We start from the raw sequence: 23169 nt of genomic DNA, 5'->3' as shown, positions 1-23169 counted from the left end.
AGCGCGATGGGGATCACCGCCCGTGGGGTCGGGCTGCTCGTCGCCGCCGTGGTGCTGCTGGGGGTGGGTTTCCGGTTCGCGTACCCCGAGTTGACGTTGCTCGGCGCGGCGGCCGGCGCGGCCGTCGGCTACGCCGCGCTGGTCGCGGCCTGGCGGCCCCGGCTGACGGTCACCCGCCGCGCGGACCCGGACCGTGTGGCGCGCGGCGAGCCGGCGAGCATGACGGTGACAGTGCGCAACACCGGGCGGCTGCGCTCGGCGAACCTGCTGGCCGAGGACCGGTGCGGGCAGCGGGCCGTGCCGGTGCCGGTGCTGCGCCTGCGACCCGGCCGGGACACCGAGGTCCGCTACGACGTGCCGACCGACCGTCGTGGGGTGGTCCCGGTCGGTCCGCTGCGGGTGACCCGACGCGACCCGCTGGGGTTGGTGGCGCTGGCCCGCCCGTACGGTGCGGCGGTGCCGGTCTGGGTGCACCCCCGGATCCATCCGCTGACGGCGGTGCCCAGAGGCGCCGGGCGCAGCCTCGACGGCCGGGTGGACGGGGTCCCGCACGGGTCGATCACGTTCGACTCGCTGCGGGAGTACGTGGTCGGCGACGAGCTGCGGCGGGTGCACTGGCGCACCAGCGCCCGGGTGGGTGAGCTGATGGTGCGGGAGAACGTGGACACCAGCCTGCCGCGTCTGGTCGTCCTGCTGGACAACCGTGCCGCCGCGCACCCGCAGCGGGTCGGCGGGGTGGCGGAGTCGTTCGAGTCGGCCTGTGAGGCGGCGGCGTCGGTCGTCACCGCCGCGCACCGCGCCGACCTGCCGGTGCTGTTGCTGTTGGCCGCCGCGGAGCCGGCGGAGGTCACGGGCCCCGACGGCGAGGCCGACGGCGCGCTCGGGCCGCTGGACCGGCTCGCCGCCGCCGACCTGTCCGTCGACGGTGACGCGGTGCGGGCGGCCACCACCCGGCTGCGGCAGGACCGGCTCGGCGACACGCTGATCTTCCTGACCGGGCCGGGTGGTCGCGACGAGCTGGGGCACGTCGGGGCGCTGCGCGGGGCGTACCCGTCGGTGGTGGTCGCTGTGTTCGGCGCGGCCGAGCCGACGCCGCCGGGCGCCGCCGGCCTGGTGGTCGTCGACGCGGCCGACGGCGCGCAGTTCGCCGCCGAGTGGGACGGGGTACGCCGGTGGTGACGGGCGCCGTGCGGGTGCTGCGGGCGGCGGTCCTGCCGCTGGCGCTGATCGGGCTGACGGCGCTCGCCGGGGTGGTGCTCGGCCGGGTGTACGCCGGTGGCCTGCTGACCTGGCTGGTCGTCGGCGCGGCGGCGGGTTCGGTGCTGGTCAGCGTGGCCGCCCGGCGGCTGCCGTCCTGGCTGGTGGCGCCGGTGTCGGTGGCCGCGATGGCCGGCTGGACACTGTGGTCGCTGCGGCTGGCCGCCACCCAAGCGGAGTTGCCGGGCGGCCTGCTGGAGGTCACTGCGGACGCCGCCCGCAACGGCATTCCCCGGCTGCTCACCGCGATGATCCCGGTGGAGCCCACCCCGGACACGGTGCTGGTGCCGGTCGTCGCGGCCTGGCTGGCCGGGCTGACCGGCGCGGAGGTGGCGCTGCGCACCGGCCGGGTGCTGCTGGGTTACCTGCCGGCGGCGGGGCTCTACGCTGCCGCCCTCTACGTGGTCGGCCCGAACGCCGAACCGGCGCTGGGTTCGACAGTGGCGTTCGTGGCGGTCGCGGCCCTCGGCCTGGCCACCCCCACCCGGACCGCGTCCGGCGGCGGCGATCCGACCGCCGAGCTGACCCCCCGGGTACGCGCGGCGGTGCGACTGCGGCTGGCCACCAGCGCGGCGTTCGGGGTGGCACTGGTGGTTGGGCTGGTGGCGTTGCTCGGTCCGGTCGTCGCGGAACAGGTCGACGGCCGGCCGGTGGACCCGCGCCGGTACGTGGAGCCGCCGCAGGTGCAGACGCTCGACGAGAACCCGTTGATCCGGATCTCCGGCTGGGCGCTGCACCCGGAGCAGAAACTCCTCGACGTAAGCACGCAACGCCTCGACGCACCGCCCGAGGCTGACCCGGCGTCGGACGCCGTGCGCAGTGTGCGGATCCGGTTGGCGGTGCTCAGCGACTACGACGGGGTGACCTGGCGCGTCGGCGCGACGTACCGCAACGCCGGTCGGATCCTGCCGGCCGCGACCGCGGCGCGGGACAGCACGGTGCAGACGGTCCGGCAGCAGATCAGCGTGGCCGAGTTGAGCGGCCGGCTGCTGCCCGCCGTGGCGACACCCCGGGAGGTCAGTGGGGCGCGGGTGGCGTACGACCCGGCGAGCGGGACGCTGATCCGGCCGGAGGGGCTGACGCCAGGGCTGCGGTACTCGGTGACCTCCGCCGAGGAACGCCCCGACTCGAACCTGTTGGCCAGCGCGAACGTGCCCGCCGGCGACGAGGTGGCCCGGGTGCTGCGGGTCGCGGACGGGGTGCCCGACCCGATGCGCCGGCTGGCCACCCAACTCGCCGAGGAGAACGGCGCGCCGTTCGCACGGGCGTCGGCGATCGAGCAGTTCCTGGCCGAGCACTACCGGGTGGTGGCGGACGCCCCGAGCGGGCACGCGTACCCGAATCTGGGTTTCTTCCTGTTCGGGCCTCGCAACGGCGGCGGGCAGGAGGGCACCTCGGAGCAGTTCGCGGCGGCGTTCGCGGTCCTCGGCCGGCTCTCCGGGCTACCCACCCGGGTGGTGGTGGGCTTCCGGACCAGCGGGCAGGGGCCGGTGCTGGCCGGTGACGCGTACGCCTGGCCGGAGGTGCTCTTCGACGGGCTGGGTTGGGTGGCGTTCAACCCGCTGCCCCGCCCGAACGACGAGCCGAGACCGGTGGAGGAGGATTTCCGCCCGACGCCGGAGGACCCGCCGCCGTCGGAGGCGCCGGCACCGACCGCGGAGCCGAGCGCCTCACCAGAACCGGCGGCCGTCGCCGACGCCCCGACCGGCCCGGACGGGGTCTCCACGCCGGTGCTGGTCGCCGGCGGCAGTGGCGGCCTGCTGCTGGTGGTGGGGGCACTCCTGCTCACCCTGCTGGCGATGCGCCGCTCCCTCACCCGCAGCCGGCTCGTGCGGGGCGACCCCGGCCAGCGCATCGCCGGCGCCTGGCGGGAGGTCACCGACGCGCTCCGGCTGGCCGGCAGACCGGTCGGGGACGACCTGGCCGCCACCGAGATCGCCGGGCACGCCCGCCGGACCCTCGCCGACGCGCGAGCGGGCACGACCGGCCACGACACAACCGCCGACGCGTCCATCGGCAGCGCAGCGGCGGTGGGCGAGTCCAGCCCGGCCGTCGACGAGTTGGCGGCCCTGCTCAATCAGGTGGGCTTCGCCCCCGGCGCCGCGACGCCCGACCAGGCGGCTCGCGCCGCCCAGGTGGCCACCGCCTACGTGGCCGCCCTGCGCTCGGCCCGCCCCTGGTGGCGCCGCCTGCTCTGGTCCGTGCACCCCACTCCCCTGCGCCGCGCCCGCCGCGCCCCGCGCTGATCAAGAGCTTTGCGTCGACTGCGGGTCCACTTCTGACGCAAACTTCTTGATCACCGGCGGCGGGGTCCGTGGCGGCAGGGTCAGCGGCGGCGGGGCGGCGCTGATCAGTTCCAGTGCCCATCTCCTGGCCGCCGGGCACGTTCCGGCGCGGTAGCGGGGTTAGGCGGTCAGCCGGCGGATCAGTTTTCGCATGCCGGCCTGCCAGCCGTCCGGGTCCTCGGCGCGGCGGCGCGCGTAGTCGGCGACCTCTGGGTGCGGCAGGATCAGGAACCGTTCCTCGGCCAGCCCGGCGATGGCCGCGTCGGCGACCTGGTCCGGGGTGAGCACCGCACCGGACGCGGCGACCACCCGGGCGCCCAGGTGACCGTCGGCGAGCCCGTCGGCGAGCATCGGGGTGTCCACCCCCTGCGGGCAGAGTGCGCTGACCCGGATGCCCCGGTCCCGGTAGGTGATGGCCAGCCACTCGGCGAACCCCACCGAGGCGTGCTTCGTCGCGGTGTACGCGGCGTCGCCCACCGCGGTCAGCACACCGGCCGCGGAGCAGGTGTGCAGCAGGTGCCCGCCGCCCCGGGCCAGCATTCCGGGCAGCACCGCGCGGGCCGAGTAGACGTGGGCCAGCACGTTGACCCGCCAGGAGCGGTCCCAGCCGACGTCGTCGACCTCCACTCCCCCGCCGGTGGTCACCCCGGCGTTGGCGCAGAACAGGTCGATCCGGCCGTACCGCTGCTCGGTGTCGGCGACCAGCGCGCGGACCTGCTCCTCGTCGGTGACGTCGAGGGCGCGGGCGTGCGCGACCGGGCCGATGCCCTCGGCCACCGCGCGGGCCGCGTCGGCGTCCAGGTCGGCGACCACCACGGCGGCGGCCCCCTCGGCGGCGAACCGGCGCGACAGCGCCGCGCCGATGCCGCCGGCTCCGCCGGTGACCACCACGATCCGGTCGGTGAGGTTCACGCGGACGCCTCCACGGAGTTGGTGCCCAGTTGGGCGATGAGGCTGAGCAGCGCGGTCGCGCCGCCGGCGGTGACCTCGGGGGTGGGCAGCAGCGCGACGATGGGCACGTCCACCCCGTTGTCGGCGTAGCGGCGCACCTCGGCGCGGCACCGCTCTGGTGAGCCGTGCAGCACCAGCGCGTCGACCACCTCGTCGGGCACCGCCGCGCTGGCCCCGCGCCGGTCACCGGCGGCCCAGGCCGCCCACATGGGCGCGAGCGCCTCGTCGCGGCCGAGCCAACGGTGGAACTCGGCGTACGCCGGGACGGTGAGGTAGCTGGTGATGAGCCGACGGCCCAGCGCCCGGGCGTACGCGGCGTCCTCGGTGGGGCAGACGAAGATCCGGGCGGCGACCTCGAAGCCGGTGCGGCGCTCGCCCAGCTCGGCGAGGGCGCGCGGCACGTCGTCGGCGCTGAGCCAGTTGAGGATGACCCCGTCGGCTTCCGCGCCGGCCAGCCGGAGCATGCCCGGGCGCAGCGCGGCGAGCAGGATCGGTGGCGGCACCGCGGGCGGTCGTTCCAGCGTGAACCGGCGGACGGTGAACGTGTCGTAGGCCTCGTCGACGGTCTCGCCGGCCAGCGCGGCGCGCAGGAAACGCAGCATGTCGCGGGTGCGGCGGAACGGCTCGTTGAACGGCACCGCGTTCCAGTCCCGTACCAGCACGGGTGAGGACGCGCCGATGCCGAGCGAGAACCGGCCCGGCGCGGCCTCGGCCAGCGCCGCCGCGCTCATCGCGAGCAACCCGGGGCCCCGGGTGAAGACCGGTGTGATCGCGGTGCCGAGCCGCAGCCCCGGCTGCCAGGCCGCGGCGAGCGCCAGCGGGGTGAACGCGTCTGTCCCGGCGACCTCGGACGACCAGACGTCGGTGAACCCGGCCCGGTCGAGGGCCGCGTAGGCGGCGTCGTGCTGCGCCAGCGCGATTCCGCCCAGCGGCACCGTCATGCCCCATCGATTCGTCACCGGTCGATCGTGCCCGTTGACGCGGGCCCGAGCAAGATCCCCGGGTTGGGCAGAATCGCCGGTTTCCGGCCGTGCGCGCCGGTGGGAGGTGCTACCACTTCGGGGTGGACCGGACCGAGGGCGCAGGCCGCTGACCATGGTTTCCAGGGCGGCGGGACACCTGGAGCCGGTCCCGGCGGCGACGGGGCCCGGTCGGGCGACGTTCCTGGAACTCTTCTTCGACCTGGCCTACGTCTTCGCGCTCACCCGCATCTCCGCGCGCGCGTTCGAGGATCTGACCAGTGGGCCGGGCCGGGAGAACGGCTGGGCGGCGGTCACCGGCGGCGGCAAGACGCTGCTGTTGCTGCTCGCGCTCTGGTCGATCTGGCAGGGCACCACCTGGACGACCAGCCGGTACGACCCGTACCGGATTGTGTTGCAGAGCGTGGTGCTGACCGCCCTGGTGGCCGGGATGGTGATGGGGGTGGCGATCCCCCAAGCGTTCAGCCAGACCGCGCTGATGTTCGCGGTGGCGTACGTGGTCGCGCAGGTCTCCCGACCGGTGGTCCTGTCGATGGTGCTCGGGCCGCGCCCATACCGCTGGCTGAAGGTGCGCATGGCGGTGGTGTTCGCGGTGACCGGGGTGCTGTGGATCACGGGGGCGCTGCTGGGGACAGGCGCTCAGGTGCTGCTCTGGACGGCGGCGCTGGTCCTTGAGTACGCGGCCGCCTGGTTCGGCTGGCCGGTGCCCGGGCTGGGCCGGTCGACGGTCTCGAAGTGGGAGGTCGCCGGGGAGCACCTGGCCGAGCGGTACCAGCAGTTCTTCCTCGTCGCGCTGGGCGAGACGCTCCTGGTGGCGGGTCTCACCTACAGCAAGGCACCGTACAAGGCGGGGCACGCCTGGGCGTTCTCGCTGGCCCTGGCGACGTCGATCCTGCTGTGGCGGGTCTATGTGCAACGGGCCGGGCAGGTCTTGGCCGAGGCGGTGATGAAGGCCCGGCGCCCCGCCAGTATCGGCCGCTCCGCGGCCAACACCCACCTGGTCATGGTGGTGGGCCTGGCCGCGACCGCGATCGGCTACGAGCTGATCATCGAACACCCGTTGGACCGAATCCCGGGGCCGTGGCTGGCCACGGTGCTGGGTGGGCCGGCGCTGTTCCTGGCCGGCCGGGCCCGCTTCGAGTACGAGGTGTTCGGGCGGGTCTCCCGCGCACGGTGGATCGCCATCCTGGTACTGGCGGCGGCTGCCGTCCCGTTGCTGCACCTGCCCGGACTGGCCGCCACCGCCGTTACGGCGCTGGTGCTCGGCGCGGTCGCGGTCGCCGACGCCCGCCGGGCCCACGGCGCCCCACCGGAGGCCGCCGCGCCACCGTCCTGATCGAACGATGTACGACGATGTGAAGCCGGCGGGTCCGGTTAGTCTCGGCGGGTGACCTTCTCGCTCGTCGCCCGCTCCGCCGACGGCCGCCTGCACGGCGTGGCCGTCGCCAGCAAGTTCCTCGCCGCCGGGGCGTTGGTGCCGGCCGCCGCCGCCGAGGTGGGCGCGCTGGCCACCCAGGCGCACGTCAACCTCGCCTACCGCCCGCAGGGCCTCACCCTGCTGCGCACCGGGGTGGCCGCCGCCGACGTGGTGGCCGGGCTGATCGCCGCCGACCCCGAGCGGGAGCACCGCCAGCTCGGCATCGTGGGGGCCACCGGCTCGGGCGCCAACTGGACCGGGCCGGCCTGCCATCCGTGGGCCGGCGGCCGGACCGGCGACGGCTGGGCAGCGCAGGGCAACGTGCTCACCGGCCCGGAGGTCGTCGACGCCCTCGGCGAAGCCTGGCTGGCGGGAACGGCGCTGCCCTTCGCCGAGCGGCTGGTCGCCGCGCTGCGGGCCGGCGACGAGGCCGGCGGCGACCGGCGTGGCCGGCAGAGCGCCGGCCTGCTCGTGGTCGAGCGCGGCGGCGGGTACAGCGGCACCAGCGACGTGGTGGTGGACCTGCGCGTGGACGACCACCCGAACCCGGTCGCCGAGCTGGGTCGCCTGCTCACTGTGCACACCATGCTGTTCGGCCGACCCGACCCGGCCACCCTGCTCGACCTGAGCGGCGCGGTCGCCGACGAGGTGGCGGCGTTGCTCGGCGCGCTGGGCCATCCAGTGCACGAGGACGGCACGGAGGCGGCGTTGGTCTCCTGGGCCGGGTTGGAGAACCTGGAGGAGCGGCTGGTGCCGGGGCGGATCGACCCGGTGGTGCTGACGCACCTGCGCGGTGTCGCCCCGCACGTCCCCGCGCCCCGTTCCGCGAGCTGACCCGCCCAGGCCGGTGCCGGCCGCGACCAGGGTCAGCGGCCGAAGGCGAGCCAACGGAAGTTGGCGGCGTCGATCGCGGCCTGTTCCGGGGCGGTCAGCGCCGCTCGGCCGGTGGTCTTGCGGATCAGGGTCAGCTCGTCCCAGCGCAGCCCGGCCGGTGTCGGTCGTCCGCCGGTGAGCAGCTCGGCGATGACCACGGCCGCCGGTGGGGTGAGCCACGGGGGCCGGCCCAGCGCGGCGGCCAGGTCCAGACCGTGCACACCCACCTCGACGACCCGGGTCCGCAGGAACTCGGTGAGGAGCATTGCGTCGCCGTGCCGGGTGCGTACCACCCGATCGGTCGGCGCGGCGGCGACCGCCACGTCGGTGGTCCGCCAGGCCCGGTCCAACTCGGTTGCCAGCGCTGCTCGGTCCACCTGTAGCGCGTCCTGCCGGCCACCGGCGATCCGGTCGGCGTCCACCTGCGCGGTGAACTTCGCCCTGCCGAAGTAGCCCGCGGCGTCCACCTCGGGGCGTGGCGGGGCCGGCGCAGCGAGCATGTCGGCCAGCCGGCCCACTCCGGTGCGGATGTGGGCGATCAGCTCCCGGACGGTCCACGGCGGGCAGCCGGTGGGTCGGTCGAGGTCGGCATCGACCAACTCGGCCAGGATCTCGGTGAGCTGCGCGCACTCGGCGGAGAACGCCACGCGGACGGGGTCCCGCAGGCTGCGGGCATCGAGGTTCCCGATCATCCGCGGATCCTCCTGATGCCCGCTCAGCCCTTGACCCTGGGCACCAGCCGGTGCACCACGGTGAGCGCCAACGCCATCACCACCGCCATGGTGCCGGCGATCCCGGCGGCGCTGCCCGCGTACCCGACGAACAGGGGGCGGCGGGCCAGCTCCTCCGGCCCGGTGCCGCGCAGGTCCAGCAGCCAGGACAGGGAGAGCCCGCAGACCACCAGGGCGAGCACACCACCGAGCCCGAGCACCAGCGCCGCGACCCGGTGCGCGTCACCGGGGGCGATCTCGGCCTGCTCCCGCTGGGCGACCAGCAGCAGCAACCCGGCCAACGCCGCCCACACACCCACCACCAGGTACGCGGCGACCGCGTCGCTGGGCCGGTGCCAGCCGGCGGAGAGGGTGGCGACTCCGGCGACGGCGGCGTAGCCGGCACCGATGAAGGCGCCGACGGCCCGCACCTTGCGCGGCAACACGAGCATCAGCGCGACCGCCACCGAGGCGGCCACCGTGGCGTGCCCGCTCGGGAGGCTGTTGCCCACCGCTGCGCGTTCCGGGTCGACACCGTAGTCGGGCCGGCTCAGCCCGTACTTGAGCAACTGGGTCGTGACGTTCGCTCCGGCAATAAGCAGAGTCGCGGTGATCGCCAGGGCGATCCGCCCCCGGATCAGCGCGATGAACCCGATCATCGCGGTGGCGGCCAGCAGCGAGACCACCGACATCGCGTTGAGGATCCGGTCGACCGGACCGTCGATGGTGTCCTGCCCGATCCGGTTGCCGGTGAGGGCTACCGTGTCCACCCACTGACCGATCTCAAGGTGCACGGCCACCCGCCACACGGCGAGGAAGGCGGCCGCCTGGACGAGGGCCAGTACGACCAACCAGACCGCGGTCCAACCCCGTGCCGTCGCGCGCATCCGCACACCGTAGCGGCAGGTGTCGGCGGTCCGGCCGGTGGCCTGCCGCCAACCGCCGGTTAGGTTGTGCCGGAGGCGAGGAGGCGGTGGTGAGCGGAACACCGGAGCGCGACAACGGCCCGGCCGAACCCGGCCCGGAGCAGCGTGAAGGCGACAACCCGGGGTCGCGAGGGCCGGCTCGGGCCGGCGCGGACACCGGTCCGGGTGGGCCGGCGCGCGCCGAGTCGCTGACGGATCTGCTGGGCGGGCGACGCGGTGCCATCGACGCCACCCTGCCGCCGCTGGCGTTCGCGGCGGGCTGGCTGCTGGGCGGCGAGTCGCTGTGGGGCGGGGTCGGCGCGGCGCTGGTCGTGGGCGCGGTGGTGGCCGGCGTACGGTTGCGTCGAGGTGACCGGCCGCGCTCGGTGCTGATCGGGCTGCTGGCCGTCTGCGTTGCGGCGTTGATCGCGGTGCGCACCGGCCGGGCCGAGAACTTCTTTCTGATCCAGGTGCTGTCGAACGCCGCGAGCGCTCTGGCGTGGACGGTCAGCATCGTGGTGCGGTGGCCACTGCTCGGTGTGCTGGTCGGCGCGGTGCTGGGCCAGCGCGCCCGGTGGCGGCGCGACCCGGCGCTGCTGCGCGGGTACGGCCGGGCCAGTTGGGTGTGGACGGCGACCTACCTGCTGCGGCTCGCCGTGTTCGTGCCGCTCTACCTGGGTGGGCAGGTGCTCGCGCTGGTGGTGGCCCGGGTGGCGCTGACCTGGCCGCTGGTCGCCGCGGCGCTGGCGCTGAGCTGGGTGGTGCTGCGGCGCTCGCTGCCGGCCGGGCATCCGGGGCTGCGTCACCCGGTCGCGCCGCCTCTCTGAAACCAGTCCCGCAGGGCCAGACCGGGGCAGAGAAGCGGCCGGACCCGGGGCAAAAAAGTGGAGAGGCCGCCACGGGGGGAGCGGCCTCTCCGGTGACGTACGTTACTCCGTCACAGTCCTCGGTGTGATCCCGCGACGGCCCGAATTTCTGGGCTTTTTCGCGCGTAGCTCCAGTCCGGGCGGTGGGGTGGGCCAGCCGATCCGCTGCGTCGGCCAGATGGCTGGCCCACCCCGGCCTGACCGTGGGTGTCAGGCCGTCCGCCAGCCCCGGTCCGCGTTCCCCGGACCCGGGCCGGATCCCGGGGTGGGCGGTCCACGCCACCCACCCCGGGTCGTCTCAGCCGTTCGGGAACATGCTGCCGTAGTCGGCGTACGCCATGGCGACGTCAGCCTGTGCCCAGAACCGGTGGTAGTTGAAGCTCGGCTCCGCACCACCGTCCAGGTACGCCTGCACCTTGGGCCAGTCCGGGTCGTTCTTGTAGAAGGACCGGATGTCGAGGAAGCTCTTGCCGGCGGCGATGGTGTCGCCGTTCGGCATCTTCCCGGTCCAGCCCGACGGGACGTAGAGGCCCTGCCCGGTGGACGCGTTGTAGACGTCGTCGAAGCGCCGGTAGTCGCCACGCTTCTCGGTGGTGGAGACGCCCTTGGCGTCGCTGGCGGCCGACAGGGCGTCGAGCAGCCCCTTGGCGGTGTTCTTCGCCGCCACGTTGCCCGACTTGGCCGCGTAGGCGATCAGGATCCGGGCGTAGGCGGCGGTGACACCGACGTCCTGCCCCTTGCTGATGACCTCGACGTGCAGGCCGGTGTTGGGCTGCGGGTTGGACGGGTTCCAGGTGGTCGGCTGACCGGTCCACGCCATGTCCGACGGGATCGACCAGTTGGTGCCGAGGGTGGTGTTGGCGATCGCCCACGGCACCCACTTGTCCAGCAGCGCCTTGGCCTTCGCGTTGCCGGTCTGCTGGTACAGCTCGGCGATGCGCTGCATCGACCAGGCCTGCATACCGAACCACTGGTTCGACGGCGGGTCGTTGTAGACCGGATCGACGTCGTAGAACATGCCGTAGAAGGTGCTGGTGCCGGCCGGCGGCTGGGCGTAGCTACCGTCCCAGCTGTTGGTGGCGCCACCGGCGATGCCGCCCTCGGCGGACTGCAACCAGGTGTAGAACTCCAGCTGCCGCTCGAAGCTCTTGGTCCAGTCGGCGACCGCTGTCGACGACTGCGGCTTGAGCTCCGGGGTGTTGGTCAGCGCCCAGGCCGCGAACGGGTTCTGGTAGCCGAAGTGGTTGTGGCTGGAGCCGATCCGCCAGGACCAGTTCTGGCTGGCGTCGTACGCGCCGCCCCAGGCGTAGTACCAGGACAGCAGGTAGTGCGCCGAGTCCTTGCCGCTGCCGGCGGGGCAGGTGCTGGCCCCGACGCAGTTGCCGATCTTCTTGAAGTACTTGTCGAACATCGCGTACCGCAGGTAGTCGCCCATCTTCGCGGCCTTGGCGATGGTGGCCGCGACATCGGCCTGCTTGTTCTGCGCCTTGGACCAGGTCAGCGCCCAGTACGCGGCCTGCACGGCGCGGGCGTCGGCGTCCGGGGCGTTGGTGTACTTCCACTGCTTGGCGGGGGCGCCGGTGTCCTTGACGAACAGGTCGAGGTAGCCGTACTGACCGCCGTGCTTGAAGGTGTCGCAGGAGGGCTGCGGAACGGTCTCCCACACCGACTCCTGGGTGCCCCGCTGGAAGGTGTTGATGTAGGCCGGCTTGGTGGTGCCGTCACCGCAGCGGCCGAAGCCGTAGGTGTTGTCGACGTCCATCAGCCAGTGCATGCCGTAGATGTCGCCGGTGCCGTAGGTGGACTGCAGCTCCGAGCGCAGCGGGTCCTGACCGACCGGGACGTTCGGGTTCAGCGCCGACGGGTACTGGCTGGGCAGGTTGTACTCCGCGGCGTACTGCGGGGTGCCCGCGGAGCCGGCGGTCGGCTGGTCGGCGTGCGTGGGGATGATGTACTTCTCCATCACCGTCCAGGCGTTGTTGAACGGGGCCCAGTTCTGGGTGACCTTGCCGTAGTAGGCCTCCAGCCAGAGCCAGAAGCTGAACGCCTCGGAGGTCGTTTCGTGGCCGTGGTCGGGCGCCTCGACGATCAGCGTCTCCACCGAGTGGTACGGCACGCCCTCGGGGCTGAAGTAGCCCGAGTTCTTGATCTTGCCGTACTGCTCGAGGAACTTCGCGGTGTAGGCGTTGTCGCCGCCGGGGGTGTCGTTGTCGATCTCGGTGGCGCTGACCGCCAACGAAGCGAGACCGGTGGCGGAGGCGGTGATGGTGGCGGCGCCGCCGACGGTGTCGGTGTCCTCCGCCGCGGCGACCGTGACGGTGACCCCGGTGTTCCAGTTGCTCGGGGTCAGCGTGGCGGTGGCCGGCGAGACCGTGACGTCGGTGTCACCGGCGCGGGTGAGGGTGACCGGCACGTTGGCCGTCGGGGCGGCGCTGAGCTTCAGGTTGAAGGTGGCGCTGCCACCCTCGGTGACGCTCACCGCGGACGGGGTGGCGACCAGTGTCGGGCCATTGGCGGCTCCGACGGTGAACGCCTTCTCGTCGACCCCGATGCCGTTGGCGTTGTCGTACGCCTTGGCCTGGACGGTGTAGCTGCCGGCCGGCAGGTCCTCCTGGGTGTACGCGTACGGGGCGGAGGTGTCGGTGTTGATCAGCAGGCCGTTGCGGTAGAACTCGACCTTGCTGATCGTCCCGTCCGGGTCGCTGGCGGTGGCCGTCAGCGGCACGTCGGCCGGCGCGGTGAACGGCCCGGCCGGCACGCCGAGGGAGACCGTCGGCGGCTGGTTGGCCGGGGTGCCGTTGCAGGGAGTGCCGTTGAGCGTGAACGAGGTGGGCTTCGGGTTGCTGCCCGAGTGGGCGCCGTTGAAGCCGATGGTGGTGGAGGCGCCGGTGGCAAGGTTGCCGTTGTACGACTCGTTTGTCGCGGTGACCTCGCTGCCGGTCTGGCTGAACTTGGCCGACCAGCCCTGGGTGACCCGCTGACCGCTGGTCGGGAAGGTCCACTTGAGCGTCCAGTTGCTCACCGGGTCACCCAGGTTCTTGATGGTGACGTTCGCGGTGAAGCCGGTGTTCCAGTCGTTTGTCGCGTAGACCACGTCGCAGGCTGGTGCGGCCTGTGCGGCGCCGGCAGGCAGGGTCACCCCGCCGATGGCGAGCAGCGCGGCGGCGGCGATCGCCACGCGCCGGCGTATTGCCAGTTGTCTCATGTGCGCGGTGTCTCCTCGGACCAGGCCGGGATGGTCCCCGGCGAGGCGCCTGCCCGCGAGGGTGGTGGTGGTCCGCGGGGATGTCGAGGCGCCGGGAAGGTGGTCTTCCCCGGGCCCGGCCGGGGTAGGGCGTGCGGCCCGCACGGGAGGGGGTCCCGCCGGCTGCGCTCGGGTGACCGTGACCGGAGCTGGTGCTGCCGGTTGCCCTCGGTGGACCCGCACTACGCGATGTGGCTCCTGTCGCGTCGAATCGACAGTGTGCCATGGAAGCGCTCCCACAACAAGCGAACGGGGCGCTGGATCAGCTCCTTGTTTCGATCTCGTTTTGGGTCTTTCACAAAGGCGTGACGGGCGTTACAGTCGCAACATCGGTCGATGGGAGCGCTTCCATCGACAAGGTTCCAACAAGAAGATCGCTGGGGTCGTTCCTGACGAACCCAGGGAACCAGACCGAGGGCCGACGACGGGCCAGCCCGGACGCCGTCGTCAGCCATCGCCCCGCCACACGGAGGGAGGTGGAACCAGAGCCACTCGCGTGGCCCGGCTCCCGCGCGACACGCACGGCAGGACCCAAATTCCGCCCGTGTGTGTGCAGTTACGGTGGGGACGGGGGTTGCCCTCCCCCGTCCCCACATTAAACCCCCGTACACGATAGGAAAAGAGGCCGACGGGACAGGCGCGCCGCGCCGCCCGGACGGCCTCGTTCGCTGCCCGGGGCCACACACCCGCCTCCCATCCGCCAGCGCCGGCCGTCCTGACGGCCGGCTGACCGGCCGGCAGCGTCTGCCCTATCATGGGAGCGCTCCCGAATCTTTCGGCGGTGGCCCCGTATCCATGAGGAGAATCCATGTCGATACCTATCGGGCCCGCCGGCCCGCTGCGCTTCCCGGACAACTTCGGCTGGGGCGCGGCCACCTCCGCCTACCAGATCGAGGGCGCCGCCAAGGAGGACGGGCGCGGCGAGTCGGTCTGGGACACCTTCAGCCGCGTCCCAGGGCGCACCCGCAACGGCGACACCGGCGACGTGGCCATCGACCACTATCACCGCTACGCCGAGGACCTCGACCTCATGCGCGACCTCGGGTTGCGCAGCTACCGCTTCTCCATCTCCTGGCCCCGGATCCAGCCCGACGGCACCGGCACGCCCAATCAACGCGGCCTCGACTTCTACCGCCGCCTCCTCGACGGCCTGCACGAGCGCGGAATCACCCCGATGGCCACGCTGTTCCACTGGGACCTCCCGCAGGCGCTCCAGGACGCCGGCGGCTGGGAGTCACGCGACACCGCCCACCGCTTCGCCGACTACGCCGACGTGGTCTTCCGCGCCCTCGGCGACCGGGTGCCCGCCTGGCTCACCATCAACGAACCCAAGACCGTCGTGCAGAACGGCTACCTCACCGGCCACCACGCCCCCGGGCGACAGGACCCGGACGCCGCCTACCTGGTCGCCCACCATCTGCAACTCGCCCACGGGTTCGCCGTCGCCGCGCTGCGGGCCACCGGCAGCGACAGCCGCATCGGCCCTGCGCTCAACCTGCACCCCTGCTACCCCGCCGACGACTCCCCGCAGGCTGCCGCGGCCGCCCACCTCTACGACGCCTACGAGAACCGCCTCTACCTCGACTCCCTGCTCAGGGGCAGCTACCCGGAGGACCTGCTGGCCGACCTGGGCCCGCAGAGCCGGATGGTCCAGGGCATCCGCGACGGCGACCTGAAGATCATCTCCGCGCCGGTCGACCTGCTGGCCGTGCAGTACTACACCCCGATCTACGTCACTGGCGACGGTGGCACCGCGCACCGCTGGGCGACCTCCGAGGCCGAATGGCAGCAGATCTACCCCGAGGGGATGTACGACCTGCTGACCCGGATCACCCGCGAATACGGGCCGATCCCGCTCACCATCACCGAGAACGGGCTGCCCACACCGGACACTCTGGGCGCGGACGACACCGTCCAGGACGCCGGCCGGATCAGCTTCCTGCGCGACCACCTCGCCGCCGCGCACCGGGCGATCGCCGACGGAGTGCCGCTGGAGAGCTTCCACGTCTGGTCACTGCTGGACAACTTCGAGTGGGACCAGGGCTACGACCAGCGCTGGGGCCTGGTCTACGTCGACTACGCCACCCAGCGTCGGGTGCTCAAGAACTCCGCCACCTGGTACCGCTCCGTCATCGCCGACGGCGGCTTCTGACCGCGCCGCCACCCGGACGGCCGGGCCCGGACGGCTCGGCTCGGGTGAGCCGTGACCGTCCGGGCCTCGGCCGGCTCACTCAGCGGGGCAGCGCCTGCTGCAACTCCGCCCGCAGGGCCGGGGTGAGCATCTCCCCCGCCTGCTTGGCCAGCCGGGCCATCTCGTAGCCCACGACGCCGATGTCCGCGTCACCGGCGGCCAACGTGGCCAGAATCGAACCGTCGCGGATCTGCATCACCAGGAAGTAGCCACGGCCCATCTCGACCACCGTCTGCTTGACGACATCGCCGTCGAACATCGAGGCCGCGCCCGCGGTGATACTCATCAGCCCGGAGGTCACCGCGGCGAGCTTGTCCGCGTTGTCACGCGGCAGGTGATCGGAGATCGCCACCAGCAGCCCGTCAGAGGAGACCACCACCGCGTGCGCCACACCCGGCACCCGCTCCGCGAACGCGCTCACCAGCCAGCTCAGGTCACGCGCCTCCTGGCTCAACGTCGTCACTGTCGTCGTCCCCTTTCGTCGTGCCCCCCGGACGGTGGCACGGGTATCTCGGTGGTGTCCTCAGCCTCGGCGCGCCGTACTCCGCTGTAGAGCCGCGAGAGCATGCCGCCGACCGCCTCCGGGTCCGGGTCGGTGCGGGTCGGTGCCGTCATCGGTTGTGCCGAACGGGTGACCGCGCTCAACTGCGCCATGGGCACCCGCACCGGCAATCCCCGCTCATTGGTGCCGGCGGTCACCGGGATCGTCGGTGGCGCCGCCGCAGCGGGCACCACCGGCGCGGTCGGGCCCTGCCGCGAATACCAGCCCCCGCCGGCACCGCGATCAGCGGCGGGGGTCAACACGTCCTCGGCGCGTACCGGCACCGGGCGGCCCTGACGCGGCACGCCGACGCCCGGCGGGCGCCCGGCCACCGGCAGGTCCCGCACCGCGCCGTTCGGCATCGGGGCAGCGGCCTGCCGGGCTGCCCCGGGCTGCGGAACCAACCCCCGCGCTGCGCTTGACGCCAGCATCCGCGCCGACGGGGGCGCATCCAACTCCACAGTGCCCGCCGGAGCCAGCAGCACCGCGGGCAGGGCGAGCCGGGCGACCAGCCCGTCCTCACCGCCCTCCAACCGCACGCGGACGCCCAGCCGGGCCGCGAGGTGACTGACCACGAAGAGCCCCATCCGCTCCACCGCCGCGACGTCCGCGGCCGGAGGGCTGGCCAGCACCTCGTTCGCCTGCACCAACGCGGTCGGGCTCATACCCAGACCCCGGTCGACGATCTCGATAAGCGCACCCCCCGCCTCGACCCGGGCGGTCACCACGACGACGGTGTCCGGACGGGAGAAGGCAGTGGCGTTCTCCAGCAGCTCGGCCAGCAGGTGCACCAACTCGCCGACGGCGTGCCCCACCACGTGCACATCGGCAACCGACTCGATCCGGACCCGCTGGTACTGCTCGATCTCCGCGGCGGCGGCCAACAGCACCGCACCGAGCCCGACCGGCCGGTTCCACCGGCGGGTCGAGTCGGTGCCGGCGAGCACCAGCAGGCTCTCGTCGTTACGGCGCATCCGGGCGGCCAGGTGATCGAGCTTGAACAGGTTCTCCAGCTGGTCCGGATCGCTCTCCTCGCGCTCCAGGTCGTCCAGCAGCTCCAGCTGACGCTCCACCAGCACCTGGCTACGACGGGCCAGGTTGACGAACATCGCGTTGACGTTGCGCCGCATCAGCGCCTGCTCGACGGCGACCGTGACCGCGCTGCGGTGCACCGCCACGAACGCCTCAGCCAGCTCGCCGATCTCGTCGAGTGAGCGGACCACAGCCGGCGCGACATCAATGCGCGGCACCCCACCGGTGACGGTCTTCAGCCGGTCCAGGGCGTCCGGCAACTCGACCTGGGCGATCCGCAGCGCCTGGCTGCGCAGCATCCGCATCGACCGGGCGACCGACCGCCCGATGAGCAACGAGATCAGCAGGGCGGCCAGCAGGACCGTGACCACCCCGCCGACGACCAGCAGGGTCGTCCGCAGCTGATCGTCGCTGGCCTCCTCGGCCTGCCGTACGGCGTCGTCGAGCACACCCGCCTCAAGCTGACGCAGCAGCTCCTGGCGTTGCTGGCTGGCCGACCACCACTGCTCCGACGGCAGCACCTGCGGCGACGCGCCGCCGGAGGACAGGCTGCGCTCCTCCAACCCCGTGGCGACCAGGAAATTCGGCGACACCGAGGTCTCGTCGTAGCGGCGGATCTGCTCACTGGTCGCGGCCACCCGGAACGCGCCGAGCGCGGTGAGTTGCTGACCGCGCAGGTCGGCGAGGATCACCCGGTCCTCGGTGCCGTACGCACCGACGCGGGCGGCGGCGTAGAGCTGGGCCCGCACCCGGGAGGAGAGCTCCTTGACCCGGGCCAACTGGACGTAGCGCAGCACCGCGTCGTTCAACGCCGGCTGGTTCTGCCCCGGCGTCGGTTCGGCGAGCAGGTCGAGCAACGCCCCGATGGCCCGGTGGTAGTTGCTCAGGATGGTCTCGCTGCTGAGCACCGCCGGCGGAATCGCCGCGCGGATGTCGACCACCTGGTCGTACGCCTCCAGCGCCTCGGAGAAGGCCACCCGCCAGGACGCGTCCGCGTCCGCCAACGGCTCGGCGGCGCGGCTGAGGTCCACGATGGCCTTGTCGGTGGCCGCCTGCAACGGCTTCAGGTCGTTCGCGGCGGCCTGCCGGTCACCGCCCTTACGCAGCTCACCCAGCTCCCCCGCCGAGCGGTCCCGCTCCTGCTGGAGCTGGTGCACCGCCGCGGTGATCTGCCGGCCGATGCCGACCTGACTGGAGAAGTCGTTCAACGCCGTCGTCCGCCCCACCAGGGTGCTGGTCTGCACCCCGGCGAGCAGGAGGAACGCCATCGACGGCACCAGCAGCACTGTGGCGAGCTTCGTGCTCATTCGCCAGTCGCGCAACCGGAACGGCGATCGCCGTCGATGCGGAACGACTCGGACATCGAAGCGGCGTCGGCGATGGTTCGACACCGCGCCGTTCGCCGGGTCGGGACCTGCCGCCACCCTGCCTCCTCCGTCCTACCGCGTCCACCGCGGTCGGGGGAGCGCAGTCCATCCAACCAGGCTCGGTACCGCTGTCAACGGCCCGGGCGAGGCCGAGGTTCAGGAAGGATACTGCGGGTGGGAACGTCCTGCCGTGGTCGGTAAAACCAGCTCGTCCGTCCGGCCGATGTCGGCGAGCTGGATCGCGTCACCGAAGCGCCCCAGAGCCACCAACGCGGCACCGGTGGCGCCGATCTCCGGGTTGCGTTGATGCGACACCGGTCGCGGTGCGAGCGCGGTCGCGAAGGCCTGCCGCCACCACACCGAGGCGGCCACCGCACCGCCGCCCAGCACCACACCGACCGGTTTGTCGATGGTGGACTCCAGCACGCCGAGATCCTCGGCGACCAGCTCACACAACCCCTGCATCAGCCCGGCCAGGATGTCGACCGAGGTGGTGCTGAAGCTCAGACCGCGCAGCTCACCGCTGCCCGCCGGCGCCAGCCCGGGCGCCCGGTCGCCACCGAAGCGGGGATCCGCCGGCCGGCCACCGCCCGTCGGCACCAGCGCCAGCGCCGCGTCCAGCTCGGCGCCCCGGGGCAACCGCAGCTCCCGGTTCGCCCAGGCGAAAAGGTTGCCGCCGTTGGCGTACGCGGCCCCGGTCACCACGTGGTCGTGATCGACCCGGTACCGCCACAGCCGTTCGGGCAGGCGCGGCATCGGCTCGCCCGCCGGGATCCGCTGCATCAGCCGTACGGCCGCGGAGGTGCCCACTGTGACGGCGACCCGGCTCGGGTCGACGCAGCCGGAGCCGACGTTCGACGCCCCACCGTCGCCCACCGGCGGCGACCACCGGGCCTGCGCCAACTGCGGCCACCGACGGGCCAGGTCGACCCGGAGCCGGCCGTGCCAGTCCAGCTCGCCCAGCGGCGGCAGCTCCTCCGGTCGCGCCTCGGCCAGCGTCAGCGCCTCCTCGTCCCAGCGCAGGGTGCGCAGGTCCAGCAGACCGGTCCCGGAGGCCTGGGAGATCGACATGGGCGCCGTGTCGAGCAGTTCGCCCAGCACGTACTCGGGCAGACCGACGAACCGGGCGATCGGGGTGCCGGACTGCTCGCGCACCCAGGGCAACCGCATCGACCAGTACGAACGGTGCCACCAGCAGCCGGTGCGCTGGTGGAAGCCGTCCGGGTCGGCCGGGCCGGCGGTGCGCCCGACCGGGGCGGGCCGGGTGTCCAGCCAGGTGACCACCGGGCCCATGGGGGCGCCGTCGCGGTCCAGCGGGAGCACCGAGTGCCACTGGGCGGAGACCGCCACCAGCCCGACGTCGTGCAGGTGCCCCGAGTCGGCCAGCTCGTCCAGGCACTCGACCAGGCTCGCCAGATAGTCCCGACCGGACAGCGTGCCGGTGCCGTCGTCGCCGATGGCGAGGTCGACCTTGCGGCGGGCCAGAGCGCCGGGCAGCGGCTGGGTGTCCGCGTCCAGCACCAGCCCGCGTACCGAGGAGGTGCCCAGGTCGAGCGCGAGAATGTTCATCGCCGGTCAAGTTACCCCGTGCCAGCCGGGCGACGGGCGCGTAGGGTGGATCACATGCTCGCGCAGTTGACCAGTTGGTGGCCCGCCGACCCGGCGGCCATCTCCCGCGCGTAGCTCCATCCACGCGGCCGCCATCGAGGCGGTCGCCGGATCTCCCGGCTCCGGGGCCGCCCGACGGCGGCACCCAGCCCGACGGAGACCCCGATGACCCACCTGACCGACCTGCTCGCCGCCGTCGCGCACGGCGTCGACCCCGGCCCCTTCGCGCTGCTGCGCCGCGAGGGCGCGGACGAACTGGACCTGTTCACCGGCCCGGTCGACACCGTCGAAGAGCTCACCGACCTCCCGCTGCCGACGGGCCCGCCCGGGGCGCGGACGCTGGCCCTGGTGCCGTACCGGCAGATCACCGAGCGCGGCTTCGCCTGCATCGACGACGCCGCCCCGCTGGAGTTCCTTCAGGTCCGCGAGCACCAGCGGATCACGCTCACCGACGCCCTCGCCGCGCTGCCCGACGAACCGGTGCACACCACCGACGCCGGCTTCGACGTCAGCGACGAGGAGTACGCGCGGACCGTGCAGCGGGTGCTGTCCGAGGAGATCGGCCGCGGCGAGGGGGCGAACTTCGTCATCCACCGCGCCCTGCACGCCACAGTGCAGGGCCCGCCGCTGGGGGCCGCGCTGGCCGCACTGCGCCGGCTGCTGGTCGCCGAACGCGGCGCGTACTGGACGTTCGTGGTGCACACCGGCACCCGGACGCTGGTCGGCGCCAGCCCGGAGCGCCACGTCAGCGTCGACGACGGACTGGTGATGATGAACCCGATCAGCGGCACCTTCCGCTGCCCCGGTGGGGTCGCGGACCGGGCGGCCCTGCTGCGCTTCCTCGCTGATGAGAAGGAGACCGAAGAGCTGTACATGGTGCTCGACGAGGAGCTGAAGATGATGGCCACCGTCGCCGAGCACGGTGGGCAGGTGATCGGCCCGTACCTGAAGGAGATGTCGCACCTGGCGCACACCGAGTACCTGCTCGCCGGGCGGGGCACCCGCGACGTGCGGGAGGTGCTGCGCGAGACGATGTTCGCCCCCACCGTCACCGGCAGCCCGATCGAGAACGCCTGCCGGGTGATCGCCCGACACGAACGCCGGGGCCGGGGCTACTACGGGGGCGTGCTGGCACTACTCGGCCACGACGAGGCCGGACGGCAGACGCTCGACGCCCCGATCCTGATCCGGACCGCCGAGATCTCCCCCACCGGCCGACTGCGGGTGCCGGTCGGTGCGACCCTGGTCCGGCACTCGACGGCAGCCGGCGAGGTGGCCGAGACGCACGCCAAGGCCGCCGGGGTGCTGGCCGCGCTCGGCCTCGGGCCGGCGGCGTCCGTCGGCGACCGCGGGCCGGTCGCGCGCCTGGCCGACGACCCGGCGGTACGCGACGCGCTGGCCGCCCGCAACGCGCCGCTGGCGCGATTCTGGCTCGATCAGCGGTCACCGGACGCGCCCGGACTGCCCGGACTGGTCGGCCGCCGGGTGTTGATCGTGGACGCCGAGGACACCTTCACCGGAATGCTGGCCCACCAACTGAGCGCGTTGGGTCTCGCGGTGACCACCCTCCCCTGGCGCGCGAGCGGCCCGGTCGACGACTACGACCTGGTGGTCGCCGGTCCCGGACCGGGCGACCCGGGCAGCACGGACGAGCCGAAGATGCTGGCGCTGCGGAAGCTGCTGACCGGGCTGCTGACCACCGGCCGTCCCACCCTCGCGGTCTGCCTCGGCCATCAGGTGCTGGCCGGGCTGCTGGGGCTGACGCTGCACCGCCGGGACGCGCCCTACCAGGGGTTGCAGCGGGAGGTGCCGCTGTTCGGCCGGACCCGCCGGGTCGGGTTCTACTCGACGTTCACCGCCCGCTCCGACGCCGACCGGCTGACCACCGCGTACGGGCCGGTGGAGCTGGCCCGGGACCCGGACGACGGCGCCGTGCACGCCCTGCGGGGACACGGCTTCGCCGGGGTGCAGTTCCACGCGGAGTCGGTGCTCAGCCCGGACGGGCTCGCCGTGCTCAGCGAGCTGCTGACCGAGCTGCTGCCCGCGCCACGCCCGGACGAGCTGTCCGCGACGCGCGGAGGCGCATAGTCGCCCCGGCCCGGGGGTAGGGCTGGATGGACCGGTGGCGCGGACGGGCCGAGAGCCCCCGCCCGCGCCGCCGGTCGCCCTCGTCCGTCAGCCGGCCAGGCCCGCCTTCAGCGCCGCACCCATCTGCACGGCGCGCCGGGCGGTCAGCGCGCACGCTCCGAGCGCCACGGCGTCCGGGGCGATCTCCCCGTTGTTGCTGGTGTGCGAGGGGCCGTACGGGTTGCCGGCGATGAACTGACTGGTGTCGGTGTAACCGGGGGTGACCACCACACCGCCCCAGTGGTAAAAGACGTTGAAGAGCGAGGTCAGCGTGGTCTCCTGACCCCCGTGCGAGGTCGCCGTCGAGGTGAAGGCGGAGTAGACCTTGTTGGCCAGCGCGCCCTGGGCCCACAGCGGGCCGGTGGTGTCGATGAACTGCTTCAGCTGCGCCGCGACCATGCCGTACCGGGTCGGCGCGCCGAGGATCACCACGTCGGCCCAGGCCAGGTCGTCGACCATCGCCTCGGGCACGTCCTGGGTCTCCAGGCGGTGCGCCTGCCAGCCGGAGTTGGAGCGGATCGCCTCGTCCGGCGCCAACTCGCGCACCTTGCGCAGGCGCACGTCAGCACCGGCGTCCCCGGCGGCCTCACACACGGCCTGCGCCATCTGGTAGGTGATGCCGGTGGCGCTGTAGTAAATCACCGCTACCTTGGTCTGGGCAGCCATCAGAGTGTCCCCTTCTCGTCTCGGATCAGCTCCCGCGACTACCCGTTGCGGACCCGCTCTAACGACAGCCCCGGCGCTCCCGGTTACCGGTCCGCCGGCTCAAGTTTTCCGCAACTTCCCGGTCGTTCCGGCCCGACGTCGCGACCGGA

At 73.1% G+C, this 23169-nt stretch carries 16 protein-coding genes; 7 read left to right on the top strand and 9 right to left on the bottom strand.

Going from position 1 to position 23169, the window contains the following annotated elements; all coding sequences use genetic code 11:
• The first annotated feature begins 6 nt into the window (after window positions 1-6).
• The gene (locus FB453_RS25860) at window positions 7-1179 is read left to right on the top strand and encodes a DUF58 domain-containing protein (protein WP_145794413.1); all 1173 of its coding nucleotides are present in this window, start codon (window positions 7-9) and stop codon (window positions 1177-1179) included.
• A complete protein-coding gene (locus FB453_RS25855) occupies window positions 1173-3503 on the top strand; it encodes a transglutaminase TgpA family protein (protein WP_486480450.1) in 2331 nt (776 codons plus the stop codon). Before FB453_RS25860 ends, FB453_RS25855 begins: the two co-directional genes overlap by 7 nt.
• A 159-nt stretch (window positions 3504-3662) precedes the next feature.
• On the opposite strand, the gene FB453_RS25850 is transcribed toward FB453_RS25855, so the two are convergent.
• Entirely contained in the window at window positions 3663-4454 is a 792-nt protein-coding gene (locus tag FB453_RS25850) for an SDR family oxidoreductase (protein WP_112698979.1), read from the bottom strand.
• The gene (locus FB453_RS25845; protein ID WP_145794642.1) at window positions 4451-5434 is read right to left on the bottom strand and encodes an LLM class F420-dependent oxidoreductase; all 984 of its coding nucleotides are present in this window, start codon (window positions 5432-5434) and stop codon (window positions 4451-4453) included. Before FB453_RS25845 ends, FB453_RS25850 begins: the two co-directional genes overlap by 4 nt.
• 154 nt (window positions 5435-5588) lie before the next feature.
• Here FB453_RS25845 and FB453_RS25840 point away from each other — a divergent pair, with 154 nt between their 5' ends.
• On the top strand, window positions 5589-6809 hold the full coding sequence (locus FB453_RS25840) for a low temperature requirement protein A (RefSeq protein WP_145794408.1): 1221 nt from the start codon (window positions 5589-5591) through the stop codon (window positions 6807-6809).
• Window positions 6810-6860: 51 nt separating this feature from the next.
• Entirely contained in the window at window positions 6861-7724 is an 864-nt protein-coding gene (locus FB453_RS25835; RefSeq protein WP_145794406.1) for a DUF1028 domain-containing protein, read from the top strand.
• Between the two features lie 32 nt (window positions 7725-7756).
• On the opposite strand, the gene FB453_RS25830 is transcribed toward FB453_RS25835, so the two are convergent.
• Window positions 7757-8455, bottom strand: coding sequence for a maleylpyruvate isomerase N-terminal domain-containing protein (locus FB453_RS25830; RefSeq protein WP_145794403.1), 699 nt, complete (start codon window positions 8453-8455; stop codon window positions 7757-7759).
• Between the two features lie 23 nt (window positions 8456-8478).
• Window positions 8479-9366 carry a phosphatase PAP2 family protein gene (locus FB453_RS25825; protein WP_186718546.1) on the bottom strand — a complete coding sequence of 296 codons (888 nt, stop codon included), beginning with the start codon at window positions 9364-9366 and terminating at the stop codon, window positions 8479-8481.
• Between the two features lie 221 nt (window positions 9367-9587).
• Between FB453_RS25825 and FB453_RS25820 the strand changes: the two genes are divergently transcribed.
• The gene (locus FB453_RS25820; RefSeq protein ID WP_145794640.1) at window positions 9588-10205 is read left to right on the top strand and encodes a DUF3159 domain-containing protein; all 618 of its coding nucleotides are present in this window, start codon (window positions 9588-9590) and stop codon (window positions 10203-10205) included.
• A gap of 337 nt (window positions 10206-10542) precedes the next feature.
• Here the strand turns inward: FB453_RS25820 and FB453_RS25815 are convergent, their stop codons facing one another.
• Window positions 10543-13449, bottom strand: a complete 2907-nt coding sequence (locus FB453_RS25815; protein WP_145794399.1) for a glycoside hydrolase family 48 protein — start codon at window positions 13447-13449, stop codon at window positions 10543-10545.
• A gap of 847 nt (window positions 13450-14296) precedes the next feature.
• Between FB453_RS25815 and FB453_RS25810 the strand changes: the two genes are divergently transcribed.
• Window positions 14297-15640 (top strand): GH1 family beta-glucosidase, encoded by a 1344-nt coding sequence (locus FB453_RS25810; protein ID WP_145794397.1) that lies wholly within the window; start codon window positions 14297-14299, stop codon window positions 15638-15640.
• A 79-nt stretch (window positions 15641-15719) separates the two neighbouring features.
• On the opposite strand, the gene FB453_RS25805 is transcribed toward FB453_RS25810, so the two are convergent.
• The 3 genes from FB453_RS25805 to FB453_RS25795 form a co-directional block, all read right to left on the bottom strand.
• Window positions 15720-16142 (bottom strand): roadblock/LC7 domain-containing protein, encoded by a 423-nt coding sequence (locus FB453_RS25805; protein WP_088988684.1) that lies wholly within the window; start codon window positions 16140-16142, stop codon window positions 15720-15722.
• Window positions 16139-18559: a sensor histidine kinase gene (locus FB453_RS25800; RefSeq protein WP_112583033.1), complete on the bottom strand. Its 2421-nt coding sequence runs from the start codon at window positions 18557-18559 to the stop codon at window positions 16139-16141. The genes FB453_RS25805 and FB453_RS25800 overlap by 4 nt, the downstream gene beginning before the upstream one ends.
• Before the next feature lie 216 nt (window positions 18560-18775).
• Window positions 18776-20188 carry an FGGY family carbohydrate kinase gene (locus tag FB453_RS25795; protein WP_145794395.1) on the bottom strand — a complete coding sequence of 471 codons (1413 nt, stop codon included), beginning with the start codon at window positions 20186-20188 and terminating at the stop codon, window positions 18776-18778.
• A 204-nt stretch (window positions 20189-20392) separates the two neighbouring features.
• Here FB453_RS25795 and FB453_RS25790 point away from each other — a divergent pair, with 204 nt between their 5' ends.
• Entirely contained in the window at window positions 20393-22315 is a 1923-nt protein-coding gene (locus FB453_RS25790; protein WP_145794392.1) for an anthranilate synthase family protein, read from the top strand.
• 87 nt (window positions 22316-22402) lie between these two features.
• On the opposite strand, the gene wrbA is transcribed toward FB453_RS25790, so the two are convergent.
• Entirely contained in the window at window positions 22403-23020 is a 618-nt protein-coding gene (gene wrbA, locus FB453_RS25785; protein ID WP_112583030.1) for an NAD(P)H:quinone oxidoreductase, read from the bottom strand.
• Window positions 23021-23169 lie beyond the last annotated feature (149 nt).

This window comes from Micromonospora sp. CNZ322 (assembly GCF_007827755.1).
Note: the sequence above shows the minus strand (reverse complement) of the source record. Positions and strands in the feature narration are given on the sequence as shown.

What these genes read in the sequence shown, in the direction of transcription:
- FB453_RS25845 (WP_145794642.1), bottom strand. Translation starts at nt 5,434, where the DNA reads ATGACGGTGCCGCTGGGCGGAATCGCGCTGGCGCAGCACGACGCCGCC.
- FB453_RS25800 (WP_112583033.1), bottom strand. Translation starts at nt 18,559, where the DNA reads ATGAGCACGAAGCTCGCCACAGTGCTGCTGGTGCCGTCGATGGCGTTC.
- wrbA (WP_112583030.1), bottom strand. Translation starts at nt 23,020, where the DNA reads ATGGCTGCCCAGACCAAGGTAGCGGTGATTTACTACAGCGCCACCGGC.
- FB453_RS25840 (WP_145794408.1), top strand. Translation starts at nt 5,589, where the DNA reads ATGGTTTCCAGGGCGGCGGGACACCTGGAGCCGGTCCCGGCGGCGACG.
- FB453_RS25795 (WP_145794395.1), bottom strand. Translation starts at nt 20,188, where the DNA reads ATGAACATTCTCGCGCTCGACCTGGGCACCTCCTCGGTACGCGGGCTG.
- FB453_RS25860 (WP_145794413.1), top strand. Translation starts at nt 7, where the DNA reads ATGGGGATCACCGCCCGTGGGGTCGGGCTGCTCGTCGCCGCCGTGGTG.
- FB453_RS25815 (WP_145794399.1), bottom strand. Translation starts at nt 13,449, where the DNA reads ATGAGACAACTGGCAATACGCCGGCGCGTGGCGATCGCCGCCGCCGCG.
- FB453_RS25790 (WP_145794392.1), top strand. Translation starts at nt 20,393, where the DNA reads ATGACCCACCTGACCGACCTGCTCGCCGCCGTCGCGCACGGCGTCGAC.
- FB453_RS25810 (WP_145794397.1), top strand. Translation starts at nt 14,297, where the DNA reads ATGTCGATACCTATCGGGCCCGCCGGCCCGCTGCGCTTCCCGGACAAC.
- FB453_RS25830 (WP_145794403.1), bottom strand. Translation starts at nt 8,455, where the DNA reads ATGATCGGGAACCTCGATGCCCGCAGCCTGCGGGACCCCGTCCGCGTG.